This is a genomic window from Micromonospora mirobrigensis, assembly GCF_900091555.1.
Lineage (GTDB): Bacteria > Actinomycetota > Actinomycetes > Mycobacteriales > Micromonosporaceae > Micromonospora > Micromonospora mirobrigensis.
This window is the reverse complement of record NZ_FMCX01000004.1, coordinates 467,651-479,672: the sequence shown is the minus strand read 5'-3', so window position 1 is coordinate 479,672 and position 12,022 is coordinate 467,651. Positions and strand designations below refer to the sequence as shown.

14 protein-coding genes are annotated in these 12,022 nt (G+C 72.5%); 9 read left to right on the top strand and 5 right to left on the bottom strand.

Annotation, left to right across the window (positions count from 1 at the left end; translation table 11 throughout):
* Positions 1–14: 14 nt before the first annotated feature.
* Both GA0070564_RS16840 and GA0070564_RS16835 read right to left on the bottom strand, forming a co-directional pair.
* The gene (locus GA0070564_RS16840; protein ID WP_091609572.1) at positions 15–590 is read right to left on the bottom strand and encodes a DUF5994 family protein; all 576 of its coding nucleotides are present in this window, start codon (positions 588–590) and stop codon (positions 15–17) included.
* Positions 591–593: 3 nt separating this feature from the next.
* The gene (locus tag GA0070564_RS16835; RefSeq protein ID WP_091609571.1) at positions 594–956 is read right to left on the bottom strand and encodes a LapA family protein; all 363 of its coding nucleotides are present in this window, start codon (positions 954–956) and stop codon (positions 594–596) included.
* A gap of 509 nt (positions 957–1,465) precedes the next feature.
* On the opposite strand from GA0070564_RS16835, the gene GA0070564_RS16830 reads away from it, so the two are divergent.
* From GA0070564_RS16830 to GA0070564_RS16805, 8 genes are all read left to right on the top strand, one after another.
* Positions 1,466–2,197, top strand: a complete 732-nt coding sequence (locus GA0070564_RS16830; protein ID WP_091609699.1) for a GAF and ANTAR domain-containing protein — start codon at positions 1,466–1,468, stop codon at positions 2,195–2,197.
* Between the two features lie 58 nt (positions 2,198–2,255).
* Positions 2,256–2,633, top strand: coding sequence for a sigma factor-like helix-turn-helix DNA-binding protein (locus GA0070564_RS30350; protein ID WP_141714789.1), 378 nt, complete (start codon positions 2,256–2,258; stop codon positions 2,631–2,633).
* Positions 2,634–2,698: 65 nt separating this feature from the next.
* Positions 2,699–2,884 carry a hypothetical protein gene (locus GA0070564_RS28895; protein WP_141714788.1) on the top strand — a complete coding sequence of 62 codons (186 nt, stop codon included), beginning with the start codon at positions 2,699–2,701 and terminating at the stop codon, positions 2,882–2,884.
* Positions 2,885–2,923: 39 nt separating this feature from the next.
* Entirely contained in the window at positions 2,924–3,097 is a 174-nt protein-coding gene (locus GA0070564_RS29335) for a hypothetical protein (RefSeq protein WP_176730697.1), read from the top strand.
* Entirely contained in the window at positions 3,094–4,107 is a 1,014-nt protein-coding gene (locus tag GA0070564_RS16820) for a glycosyltransferase family 4 protein (protein WP_091609569.1), read from the top strand. Before GA0070564_RS29335 ends, GA0070564_RS16820 begins: the two co-directional genes overlap by 4 nt.
* 72 nt (positions 4,108–4,179) lie before the next feature.
* Complete coding sequence (locus GA0070564_RS16815) at positions 4,180–5,316, top strand: glycosyltransferase (RefSeq protein WP_091609568.1); 1,137 nt, start codon at positions 4,180–4,182, stop codon at positions 5,314–5,316.
* Positions 5,313–6,365, top strand: a complete 1,053-nt coding sequence (locus tag GA0070564_RS16810; protein ID WP_218104939.1) for a glycosyltransferase — start codon at positions 5,313–5,315, stop codon at positions 6,363–6,365. The genes GA0070564_RS16815 and GA0070564_RS16810 overlap by 4 nt, the downstream gene beginning before the upstream one ends.
* The gene (locus GA0070564_RS16805) at positions 6,362–7,852 is read left to right on the top strand and encodes a glycoside hydrolase family 130 protein (RefSeq protein ID WP_091609567.1); all 1,491 of its coding nucleotides are present in this window, start codon (positions 6,362–6,364) and stop codon (positions 7,850–7,852) included. The genes GA0070564_RS16810 and GA0070564_RS16805 overlap by 4 nt, the downstream gene beginning before the upstream one ends.
* Before the next feature lie 61 nt (positions 7,853–7,913).
* On the opposite strand, the gene GA0070564_RS16800 is transcribed toward GA0070564_RS16805, so the two are convergent.
* From GA0070564_RS16800 to GA0070564_RS16790, 3 genes are all read right to left on the bottom strand, one after another.
* Positions 7,914–8,354, bottom strand: coding sequence for a MerR family transcriptional regulator (locus tag GA0070564_RS16800; RefSeq protein ID WP_091609566.1), 441 nt, complete (start codon positions 8,352–8,354; stop codon positions 7,914–7,916).
* Positions 8,354–9,844, bottom strand: coding sequence for a SulP family inorganic anion transporter (locus GA0070564_RS16795; RefSeq protein ID WP_425412490.1), 1,491 nt, complete (start codon positions 9,842–9,844; stop codon positions 8,354–8,356). The genes GA0070564_RS16800 and GA0070564_RS16795 overlap by 1 nt, the downstream gene beginning before the upstream one ends.
* A gap of 172 nt (positions 9,845–10,016) precedes the next feature.
* A complete protein-coding gene (locus GA0070564_RS16790; protein WP_176730696.1) occupies positions 10,017–10,796 on the bottom strand; it encodes a thioesterase II family protein in 780 nt (259 codons plus the stop codon).
* Positions 10,797–11,213: 417 nt separating this feature from the next.
* Here GA0070564_RS16790 and GA0070564_RS16785 point away from each other — a divergent pair, with 417 nt between their 5' ends.
* Positions 11,214–11,984: a PAS domain-containing protein gene (locus GA0070564_RS16785; RefSeq protein WP_091609563.1), complete on the top strand. Its 771-nt coding sequence runs from the start codon at positions 11,214–11,216 to the stop codon at positions 11,982–11,984.
* The last annotated feature ends 38 nt before the right edge of the window (positions 11,985–12,022 follow it).

Sequence of the window (12,022 nt, the reverse complement as noted above, 5' to 3'; positions counted from 1 at the left end):
CGGCTGCGAAGCGTTCAGGAGGGCACTCCGGCTCGGGGCGGGTTGGCGGACGGGGCCCCGCCGGGGCGGCGGCCGAAGGGAGCGGTGCTGCCACCCTCGTTGTCCCACACCGCGTCCGCCTCGGAGGTCGTGGCCGCGGCCCGGGGACCGGTCGGGGCGCCGGCCAGTATGTCGGGCGCGCGCCGGAGGTTGGTCGGGCCGGCTGCGACCGCCATCGCCCACTCGGCTGCCGCCCGTGGTGTGGCCGGCGGCACCACCAGCAGGTCGACCTGGACGTCGCGGCCGGTGGTGGCGACCAGCAGGGCGGGGTCGAGGGTGTCGAACCAGCCGATCCGGACCACGTCCGGTCCGACGGTCAACCGGTGGATCCGGCTTTCCCAGGTGTGGATGTTGAGCATGAGATGCCGGATCCGGCCATGGCGCTCGGCCAGGGCGAGGACGAGGCCGGGGAGTTCGGCGGCCGGGTCCCAGGACCGCGGCCACCATCCGCCGTCCAGGACCGTCCGATCCCGGGCGGGGGCGAGGACGAGCCGGGGCGCGGACGACGCCGGCGCGGAGGTGGTGCGGGCTGGTCGGGTGGTGACGGACATGGCTCATCCGTCCTCACGGGTCGGGCGGGGCGGCAGCGGGACCCGAGCGATGCCGGTCGTCGACGGTGGAGTCGGACCGGACCCGGCCGGGTCGCCGGGCTGCGTGCCGGGACGGCGGCCGAGCATCCTCAACTGCACGATCCGGGCGGTGCCGGGCAGGGCGACGAGCAGCACCCCGAAGACCGCGGCCAGCAGCAGCGCGACCCCCATCGGCAGGGTGCCGTGAGCGCCGAGGAACGACACCTCGGCACGCTGTCCGTTCTGCAACACGAAGATCAGGAGCAGCAGGAGCACGAACGCGAACACCACGGCGGCGACCCACACGCCGCCGACCCGGGAGTGCTTCACCGCCGGCCGCCGGGGCATCGCACGAACAGCATCGGTGCCGCCGCGGGCGTCCGGGGACGGGAATCGAACATGGCTGTTCCGAGGTGCGGTCATCACGAACCGCCGCCTTCCGATGAGGATCTCGCGCGCCTGGACGCCGCGGTGCGGTGGCGCGCCTGGATGATGGCGGGCCCACGACGGTCTGTCGCGGTCCGACGTGCCGGTGCGAGGAAGGTGCCTGGCCAGAGAAGCGTCGGAGATCCGGCGAACTGCCCGGTGGATGCGGTGCGGCGGATGGCCGACACGGGAACCTCGATCGGTGGGGTGCGTCCGCCCACGGCGAACTGTCGGCCACCGGGGTCCAGAGCGACACCGCAAGCGTACGCCTCAGTGCCTGCTCCGGCGACCGGCTCGTGGGCCGCCGGCCGTCACGCTCCGGACGGGGCCGCCTGTCGCGCGGTGCCGGCACGTGCGCGTACGGTTGCACCGTCACCGTGCGGGAACCCGTCTGCCTGGGACGGTAGCCACTGACTGGCGAGGTGACCGACATGGCCGAGACCCAACTGGCCGACGTTCTGGTGGAGATGGCCGACACTCTCGTCGACGACTTCGACGTGATCGAGTTCCTGCACGTGCTGACCGAGAGGTGTGTCGAGCTGCTGGGTGTGTCGGCGGCCGGGCTGCTCCTGATCGACCAGCGGGACACGCTCCGGGCGGTCGCCGCCTCCTCCGAACGAACCCGGCTGCTGGAGCTGTTCCAGCTTCAGACCGACCAGGGGCCCTGCCTCGACTGCTTCCGGACCGGCCGACCGGTGTCGGTCGTCGACCTGACCCTGAGCACCGCACGATGGCCGAGGTTCACCGCAGCCGCGGCCGAGGTCGGCTTCGCCGCGGTGCACGCGCTGCCCATGCGTCTGCGCTCCGAGGTCGTCGGTGCGCTGAACCTCTTCGACGTCCGGCCGGGGGCCCTCGCCGAGGACAAGCTGCGCATCGGTCAGGCGCTCGCCGACGTAGCCACCATCGGACTGCTGCAGCACCGCGCCATCCAGCGGCGTGACATCCTCACCGAACAGCTGCAGGCCGCCCTGAACAGTCGGGTCCTGATCGAACAGGCCAAGGGGGTCCTGGCCGAGCGCCTGCAGGTGGACGTGGGCCAGGCCTTCGCGATGCTGCGCGACGGCGCCCGCAGCCGCAACCGGCGGCTGTCCGAACTGTCCGAGGCGATCGTCGACGGCTCCGAGCAGTTCACGCCGGCGCCAGTCAACCACCGGTCCGGCTGACGACCGGTTCGACGCCCGGGTGCGCTCCCCAGAGCCCGTCCGGGTGTCGGTCGGGGAGATGAAGGCGTACGGTTGCGGTGTCGCCCGGGTCCCCGGTGGCCGCCAGTCTCGCTGCCACCAGCCCGTTAGGGGCGTTGGAACAGATGGTCACCTCCGCCGTGACACCCACAGCCGTTTCCTCCCCTGCGACACTGCGCCCGGCTACACCGGTCGCGGGGAGCCCTACGACGACCCGGCACAGGTCGCCGCTTCGAACATCCATCGCCTCCCGTCGCTGGACGGGTCCCGGACCGGGGTCCACGGCTCCGAGCGCCTCGCGCTCGGCGGTGACCTGACCCAGGCGCAGATCGCCACCCGGGTCGGGCTGTCCCAGATGCACGTCTCCCGCCTGCTGAAGTGGTCTCTGGCCCAGCTGAAAGCCGGGATGGTCCGCTGACCGATCGCCGACCGGACCGCTCAGGTGTCCGGGTCGGATCGTCGAGATCACCGGGAGATGATGTCGTGGCCGTTCGTCCGATCGCCGCTACCGGATCCCCGTCCCCGGCCAGCGGGACGTCTGCCCCCTCGACGTTCGTGGGGCGGGTGCGGCGGGCCCTCGACGTCCGCGCACCCCGCCTGCGGCTGTTCCTCCTGGTGGCCGTCCTGCTCCTACCACTGGTGCTCGTCACGACGTTCGCCGACCGCTGACCACGACCGTCCCGAACGACTGATCGAGGGAGATGGACGATGACGATCGCCAGACACCGGATCGTTGCCGCTCTGCGCGAGCGCGGGCAGCAGACCAGGGCTGACTGGGTCGAGCGGGAACTGCCTGAGCGGGTGGACCCCGACAGGCACGCCGGGCTGCTCGCCACCCTGCGTCTCGATCCGGCCGACCTGGCCGACGCGCCGTCACCGTGAGGGTCGCCCTGCTCGGACCGGTCGCCTGGCGGACACCTCCGTACCACTACGGCCCCTGGGAACAGGTGACCGGCCTGCTCGCCGAGGGACTGACCAGGCGCGGCGTGGACGTGACCCTCTTCGCGACGCTGGACTCGGTCACCTCCGCCGACCTCGACGGCGTGTGCCCTCACGGGTACGCCGACGACCCGAGCATGGACGGCCGGGTGTGGGAGGCGATGCACGTCTCCCACGCGATGACCCGCTCCGCGGAGTTCGACCTGGTGCACAGTCACCTCGACTGGCTGCCGCTGGCCTTCGCCGAGCACTGCCGCGCTCCGCTGCTCACCACCGTGCACGGCTTCTCCGGCGCGGGAATCCTCCCCGCCTACGCCCGGGCCCGCTCGTCCTACGTGTCCATCTCCGACGCCGACCGGGTCGCCGGGCTCGACTACGTCGCCACGGTGCACCACGGCGTCGACCTCACCGGGCTGCCCTTCACCCGGGACGCCGGACCAGGACTGGTCGCCCTCGGCCGGATCCACCCGGACAAGGGCACCCACACCGCCATCGAGATCGCCCGTCGCGCCGGCCGGCCGCTGACCATCTGCGGCATCGTGCAGGACGAGCGGTACTTCACCGAGCAGATCGCCCCCCACATCGACGGCGACCAGGTCGTCTTTCTCGGATCGGTGGGCCCTCGACGGCGCGCGGAGGTGCTGGGCGCCAGCACCGCCCTGCTGCACCCGATCGCCTTCGACGAGCCGTTCGGCCTGTCGGTGGTGGAGTCGATGGTCTGCGGCACGCCGGTCGTCGCCTACGCGCGGGGGGCCATGCCGGAAGTCGTCGACGAAGGGGTGACGGGGTGTGTCGTGCACACCGTCGAGCAGGCCGTCGACGCCGTCACCCGGGTCAGTGGCCTCGACCGGGCCGGTTGCCGGGAACGGGCCCGACAACGCTTCGGCGCGGACCGGATGGTCACCGACTACCTGGCCGTCTACGACCGCCTCACCCACCGTCCACGACGCTGAGCACGCTGAACGACCGACGGTTCCCGACGTACCGGGCCCTGCTCGATCCCGACAACTGGAAGGCCAACACCCGTGCCCAGCTACGGATTTCTCAGCACCCACCCACCGACCCGGTGCGGACTGGCCACGTTCAACTCCGCCATCGCCACCCACCTGACCGCCGACGGCACGCGCGGCGGCATCGTGCGGCTCACCGACCGCGGCGACGACCAGCGGGCCGGGCCAGGGGTCGTGCACACCTGGTCGGCGCGCACCCCGGCCGGCTGGCGGGACGCCGCCACGGTCCTGAACACCTTCGACGTGGCCGTCGTACAGCACGAGTACGGCATCTACCCCGGAGCCGACGGCGAGGAGGTCCTGCCGCTGCTGCGCCGGCTCACCGTGCCCAGCATCGTGGTCCTGCACACCGTGCTCCGCCGACCCTCCGCCCGGCAGAAATTTCTGCTGGAACAGATCGTCGCCGCAGCCGGAGCGGTCGTCACGATGACCGACACGGCCCGCGACCGGCTGCTCGTCGGCTACACCGTGTCGCCGGAGAAGCTGTCGGTCATTCCGCACGGGGCCGACGAGCATGCCGGCGTACCCGCCGAACGGCGTACCCGCCCGCACCTGCTGACCTGGGGACTGCTCGGTCCGGGCAAGGGCGTCGAGTGGTCGTTACGGGCCCTTGCGCGGTTGCAGGACCTCGACCCGACCCCCACCTACACCGTCGCGGGCCGGACACATCCGAAGGTGGTCGAGCACCAGGGGGAGGAGTACCGGGCGGGACTGCACCGGCTCGGTGCGCAGCTCGGCGTCGCACACGCCGTGGACTACCAGGACGTCTACCACGACCAGGCCACCCTCGGTCGCCTGATCCGCTCGGCCGACGTGGTCGTGCTGCCCTACGACTCCCGCGAACAGGTCACCTCCGGCGTGCTCATCGAGGCGGTGGCCGCCGGGGTGCCGGTCGTCGCCACGGCCTTCCCGCACGCCGTCGAGCTGCTCACCGGTGGTCCCGGTCTGGTCGTACCCCATCAGGATCCGGCGGCGCTGGCCGCGGCGCTCCGGCGGATCCTGACGGAACCGGGCCTGGCTGACCGGCTGACCGGCCGCATCCGGCCGCTGGCCGCCGACCTGCGCTGGCCGGCGGTGGCGGCCCGCTACGGCTCCCTCGCCGAACGGCTCGTGGCCACCCGCGCCGCCGTGGTCAGCGCGGCGTCGGCGTGACCGCGACCACCGGCCGTCCCACGACGCCGGACGGCGGTCGCCGGCGGACCGTGCCCGGACCGAGCTTCGCCCACCTGACCCGGTTGAGTGACGACACCGGCCTGTTCGAGCACGCCCGGCACGCCATCGTCCGCCGCGAGCACGGCTACTGCACCGACGACGTCGCGCGCGGCCTGGTGGTCACCAGCCGTGAGCCGGACCCGCCCGCGGAGGTGCTCCGGCTCGCCGAGCGCTACCTCGGCTTCCTCACCCATGCGCAGGACGCCGCCGGCGCCTTCCACAACCGGCTCGGTCACGACCGGCGCTGGACCGACCAGCCCGGCCTCGGCGACTGGTGGGGCCGGGCGCTGTGGGGGCTGGGCACCGCCGCTGCGCGCAGCCCCGCGGCCTGGATCCGGGAGGAGGCGCTGGTCGCGTTCACCCGGGGCGCCGCGCGACGCTCACCGGCCCCGCACGCGATGGCCTTCGCCGGGCTCGGCGCCGCCGAGGTGCTGCGCCGCCACCCGGCCCACGCCGCCGCGGCAGCGCTGCTGACGGATGCGGCCACCGCGGTCGGCGCGCCCGGAGCAGATCCCCGGTGGCCCTGGCCCCAGCCGCGGCTGACCTACGCCAACGCGGCCCTCGCCGAGGTCGTCATCGCCGCCAGCCAACTGCGCCACGGCGGTCCACCCCTCGACGAGGGCCTGCGGATGCTGGCGTGGCTGCGTGACGTCCAGCTTCTCGACGGGCATCTGTCGGTCGTGCCCGCCGGTGGGTGGCGGCGCGGCGCGGCGCGGCTGCGCCACGACCAGCAGCCGATCGAGGTCGCCGCCTTCGCCGACGCCTGCGCCACCGCCGTCACGGTCACCGGCGACCTCGGCTGGGAGGCGGGAGTGCGGCACGCGGTCGACTGGTTCCTCGGCGGCAACGACGTCGGCACGGCGATGTGGGATCCCGCGACCGGCGGTGGCTACGACGGGCTGACCCCGCACGGACCCAACCTCAACCAGGGTGCCGAATCCACCCTCGCCCTCATCTCCACCCTGCAGCACGCCCGGCGGTGGTCGTGACCGGCGCCCTGGCCGTCCGGCACGACCTCATCCTCGTTCCGGATCCACGCCGGGTCGTCGTCAAGCTCTTCGTCCCCGGTGAGGACGACGCTCTGGTGCGTACCCGCGCGCAGGCGCTCATCGACCGCGTCGCGCAGCTCGACGACGAGGAGACCGGCCGGCTGCTGCGGGAGACCTTCGACCGCTTCGGCAACCGGCACCGCGATCTGGAGGGCACGTTCCACCACCACTACGACCTGGTCCGGCACCGCATCGCCCGGCGCCGGGACCTTTCCCCCACCACCCGGCTACTGGTCGGCGCCTACTTCAGCCACGAGTACGCGGTCGAGGCCGCCGCACTGTGCAACCCGTCGATGGTGCCGCACCCCGACCAGGCCGGACTGGCCGCCGGGCAGCTGCGCGTCGCGGTCAGCCTGCGCCAGATCGGCGAGGGTCACCTGTCGTCCATCGGGTTCGCCACCGCCGTCCTCGGACCCGGACGCCGGCTCACCGTCGCCGACCGGGCCGGCCCCCTGGTCCTCGGGCAGCGGATGGGCGTACGGCACCGCCGGGACCTGCTCGCCGCCGGCCTGGCGGAGGAGCACTGCGACAACGAGGTCACCGCCACCGTGCTGTACGCCCTGCCCGACCGGTACGACGAGACCACGTTCGAGCTGGTGCTCGGCACCCTGCCCCCGGATCTGCTCTCCCGCAGCACCGGTCCGAGCACCCTCGAACAGCTGCGCCGCACCGACGCCGCCAGCTACGCCACCACCTTCCCCGCCGCCTCGGCCCTGCACCAACGGGTGCTCTGGCCCGCCACGCCGGCGGAGAGCAACGGCCTGGAGGACGCCCGCTTCGTCAGGTTCACCGACGAGAACGGACCCGTCTACCGGGCCACCTACACCGCCTACGACGGACGGCGCATCGCCACCCGCGCGCTGGCCAGCGTCGACCTGCGCCGCTTCGAGATCACCCCGATGCGCGGGCCGGGCGCCCGCAACAAGGGTGTCGCGCTGTTCCCCCGTACGGTCGGCGGCCGGCACCTGGCCCTGTGCCGCGCCGACGGCGAGACCATCGGCCTGACCTGCCTGGACGGCGAGAACCGGTGGCAGGAGGCGGTGCCACTGCACGCCCCTCGCGACAGTTGGGAGCTGATCCAGGTCGGCAACTGCGGCTCTCCCATCGAGACCGACGTCGGTTGGCTCGTCCTCACCCACGGCGTCGGCGCGATGCGCCGGTACGCCATCGGCGCGCTCCTGCTCGATCTGCACCGGCCGGAACGGGTAGTCGCCAGGCTTCCCGGCGGCCTCCTGTCGCCCGACGACGCCGACCGGGACGGGTACGTACCCAACGTCGTCTACTCCTGTGGTGGCCTCGTGCACGCCGGAGAGCTGTGGCTGCCGTACGGGGCGGGCGACGCCCGTGTCCGGTTCGCCACCGTGCCGGTGACCGCCCTCATCGCCGCCATGGTGGAATCCCCGCCGTCGGGTGGCCGGGACGCTTGAGCGACGGCGTGCTCCGCCGGGAGCACCTCCTCGTGGCTGCCGCCGGCCCGAACCGTGGCGCTCAGGTGGTCGGGCCGCCGTGGCGGTCGAGCTTGTCGCGCAGCTGGGCGGCGAAGCCCTCGGCCATGGCCAGTTGGTCGCGCAGAGCGGTGACCCGGGTCGTGGCGGCGGTGTGGAACGCGCCGAGCCGGTCGAGCAGGGCGGCCCGCTCCGCGCCGGCGGCGGTGTCCAACGCGTCGAGGACACCGAGCAGGTCACGCATCTCGTCGAGGGTGAACCCGAGCGGCTTCATCCGCTTGACCACGGCGAGCCGGTCGAGGTCGGGCGCGGTGTAGAGACGGAAACCGCCCTCGCTGCGGGCGGAGGGCACGATGAGGCCGACCTCCTCGTAGTGCCGGATGGTGCGGATGCTGAGCCCGACCCGTTCGGCGGCCTCGCCGATCTGCATCAGGCGTCCGGTGGTCGGGCCGGGATCGTGCCGCCCGGGCCGGGTGGCGGGCATCAGTGGCCCACGCCGAGTCGGCCGGCGAGGGTGTCGTGGATGCGGGCGCTGGGTCGGTTCAACCCGATTATCTCGACGGTCTTGCCGCGGCCGGCGTACTTCTGGGTGATGGCGTCGAGGGCGGCGACGGAGGAGGCGTCCCAGACGTGCGCGTGGGACATGTCGACGACCACGGTGTCGGGGTCGCCCGTGTAGTCGAACCGACCGACCAGGTCGTTGCTGGAGGCGAAGAAGAGCTCACCGTGCACGGAGTAGATCCGGGTGCCGCCGTCGGGGTCCAGCACGCTGGTCACCTCCACCAGGTGGGCGACCCGCCGGGCGAAGATCACCATGGCGGTGAGCACGCCGACCACCACGCCGACGGCCAGGTTGCGGGTGGCCAGGGTGGTCGCCACGGTGGCGAGCATGACGACGGTCTCGCCGTACGGCATCCGCCTGAGGGTGGCCGGGGCGACGGAGTGCCAGTCGAACGTCGACACCGCGACGATGATCATCACGGCGACCAGGGCCGCCATCGGGATGACCGCGACCACGTCGCCGAGCGCGACCACCAGGACCAGCAGGAAGACGCCGGCCAGGAAGGTGGAGAGCCGGGTACGGGCGCCGGACGCCTTCACGTTGATCATCGTCTGCCCGATCATGGCGCAGCCGCCCATGCCCCCGAAGAGGCCGGTGACGATGTTGGCCACCCCCTGGCCCCAGGACTCCCGGGTCTTGCTGGAGGGGGTGTCGGTGATGTCGTCGACCAGCTTCGCGGTCATCAGCGACTCCATCAGCCCGACCAGTGCGATGCCCAGGGCGTAGGGGGCGATCAGGGTGAGGGTGTCCAGGGTCCACGCGACCCGCGGCAGGCCGAGGGTGGGCAGGCTGTCCGGCAGGGCGCCCTCGTCGCCGACGGTCGGCACCGCCGCGTGCGTGGCGACCGTGATCAGGGACAGCACCACGATGGCGACCAGCGGCGCGGGGACGGCGCGGGTGAGTCGGGGCAGTCCGACCATGATCGCCAGGGCGACGGCGACGAGCGGGTAGACCAGCCACGGCACCCCGAGCAGGTGCGGGATCTGGGCGGCGAAGATCAGGATCGCCAGCGCGTTGACGAAACCGACCATGACGCTGCGCGGGATGAACCGCATCAGCTTCGCCACCCCGAGCACGGCGAGCAGGATTTGGATCGCGCCGCCGAGGATCACCGCGGCGACCAGGTGGTCCAGCCCGTGCTCCTTCGCCAGCGGCGCGACCACGAGCGCGACGGCGCCGGTCGCGGCGGAGATCATCGCCGGCCGGCCGCCGCAGATCGCGATCGTGACGGCCATGGTGAACGAGGCGAACAGGCCCACCCGGGGGTCGACCCCGGCCAGGATCGAGAAGGAGATCGCCTCCGGGATCAACGCGAGGGCGACGACCAGGCCGGCGAGAACCTCGGTGCGGAACACCTTCGGCGACAACCAGGACGGACGGTACGGGCGCGGACGCAGGGCCGCGGAAAGCATCGACATGTAACCATTTCCACTCGACGCGCGAAGGCGCGGACGGGTTCGGCCGGGGACGACGCCCGGGCCGGGGACCACTGATCAACGGACCGACCCTACCCTTCCGTCAGGGGAGAGTTCCGGGGGCGTGGCGGTGATCACCGGCCGTGCCGGTGGCTCCCTGCGGTGGCGGTCAGCGCACCCGGACCGATCCGAGCAGATCGAGCACGAGGTCACGGTGGTCCAGCACGGTGAAGTGCCCGCCCGGCAGTAGGTGGCGGGCGAACGGACCGCTGGTCCACTCCCGCCAGCCGTCCACCTCGTCCGCCGGCACGCTGGCGTCGTCCACCCCGACCAGAGCCGTCACCGGGCAGCCGAGCGGCGGCTGCGGCGGCGGGCGGTAGCTCTCCACCGCGGCGACGTCGCTGCGCAGCGTCGGCAGGTACTCCCGCAGCAGGTCGGGATCGTGGAGGATCACGTCGGGGATGCCGCCGTAGCGGCGTTGCAGTTCGCCGGTGAACTCCGCGTCGGAGAGCCCGGACAGCCGGATCCGGCGGGCCTCCACGCCCGGCGGGGGTGACGCGCCGACCAGCAGGTGCACCGGTGCCGGCCGGCCGCGGTCGGACAGCCGCCGGGCGACCTCGAAGGCGACCAGCGACCCGAGGCTGTTGCCGAGCAACGCGAAGGGTGTGCTCAGCAGTGGCGCCGCCGCCCGGAGGAAGTCCTCGGCGAGGTCGGCGACCCGGTCGAGCCGGGGCTCCTCCCACCGGCTCTCCCGGCCGGGCGCCCGCACCGGGCAGACCCGGACCGGTGTCCGGCGCTCGCCGGTGACCCAGGGACGGAACGCGGCCGCGCCACCGCCGGCGTGCGCGAAGCAGAACAGCCGCAGCGCGGGGCTCGGCCCGGCGGCGTCGAGCCACGGCAGCACGCGTGCCGGTGCCCCGACGGCGGATGGATCACCGAACTCGCGCAACGCTCGAACCTTTCGTCGCGGGTCACGGCCGGTCCTGGCCGGTGAGCGCAACCTCCAGGACAAGACCGTGACACAGGCCGGGCCGGCCCTCAACCGCGCCATCCGGGCCGCACCATCCGGGCCGCACCATCCGGCTACGGTGACCTGCAAGATGTGCCATGCCCGCCGGGGAAATCGACCACCTTGACGGCATCATCGGACCGGCTGTAACTTCGGCCCGTATCGAAAAATGGTCCGGCGCTGATCACCTGTGCCCGAACAAAATTGTCGACCCAACGCCGGACCGACCCCGTTAATTGACCCCCCCATTCACCGATGCGAGCCCTTTTTCGGGGCTGTTCCGTTGCCGTTGACCGTCGTGCATCTGATTTCCTGGCCTGGCGTGCCGCAAGACCGACACGGGAGAGCTGTCACCACATGTACACCGCGAATTCATTGGTAGAACTGCCCTTCGCCCCGTATCCCCAGCAGCGGCCCCGGAACCAGGCGGCCCCGCCGCCCCGCACCGACCGCGAATCGCGCGTCGCCACGCCGGTGACGCCGGCCGCCGAGATCAGCAGCGAAGAGTACGGCGACGTGGTGCTCTCCCTGTTCGAGAAGTCGGGAATCGGGCTGGCGGTCCTCGACCCGGCGCTGCGCGTACGGGCGTCGAACCAGGTGTTCAGCGAACAGTGCGGGCGGCCCCGCGAGGCCATCCGGAACCAGAGCTTCATGGCCTTCCTGCACCTCAGCGTGCGGCAGAATCTGCTGCGCCAGTTCGAGCGGCTCGTCCAGGGCCGGCCCACCCGGACCGCCTGCCACTCGCTCGCCGCCCGCTTCGAGGAAACGGACGTCACCGGGCAGCTGGCCGCCTTTCCGGTGGACGACGCCACCGGCCGGGTCCGCATGATCGTGGTGCAGTTCGCCCCCGAGCGGGTCGAGGAGACCGTGCCCGTGGTGCGCGAGCAGCGGAAGCTGACCGCCCTCACCGCCCGGATCCTGGAGGGCGTGGCGGCAGGCGACCCCACCGTGCGGCTGGCGGCCAAACTCTTTCTCAGCCGCCAGGGCATCGAATATCACGTGAGCATTCTCCTGCGACAGTTCAAGGTTCCCAACCGTACGGCGCTCGCCGCGAAGGCGTACTCGATGGGGGTTTTCAGCATCGGCTGCTGGCCACCCAAGGTGCTGCCCGAGTACATCCGATCCTGATCCGGCCCGAATTGCCGTCCGCCGCTGGCCCACGTCCG

Bases quoted from the DNA above. Each gene is read 5' to 3' on its own strand.
- GA0070564_RS16840 (WP_091609572.1), bottom strand. From the start codon at position 590: ATGTCCGTCACCACCCGACCAGCCCGCACCACCTCCGCGCCGGCGTCG.
- GA0070564_RS16835 (WP_091609571.1), bottom strand. From the start codon at position 956: ATGCCCCGGCGGCCGGCGGTGAAGCACTCCCGGGTCGGCGGCGTGTGG.
- GA0070564_RS16830 (WP_091609699.1), top strand. From the start codon at position 1,466: ATGGCCGAGACCCAACTGGCCGACGTTCTGGTGGAGATGGCCGACACT.
- GA0070564_RS30350 (WP_141714789.1), top strand. From the start codon at position 2,256: ATGAAGGCGTACGGTTGCGGTGTCGCCCGGGTCCCCGGTGGCCGCCAG.
- GA0070564_RS29335 (WP_176730697.1), top strand. From the start codon at position 2,924: ATGACGATCGCCAGACACCGGATCGTTGCCGCTCTGCGCGAGCGCGGG.
- GA0070564_RS16800 (WP_091609566.1), bottom strand. From the start codon at position 8,354: ATGCCCGCCACCCGGCCCGGGCGGCACGATCCCGGCCCGACCACCGGA.
- GA0070564_RS16795 (WP_425412490.1), bottom strand. From the start codon at position 9,844: ATGCTTTCCGCGGCCCTGCGTCCGCGCCCGTACCGTCCGTCCTGGTTG.
- GA0070564_RS16785 (WP_091609563.1), top strand. From the start codon at position 11,214: ATGTACACCGCGAATTCATTGGTAGAACTGCCCTTCGCCCCGTATCCC.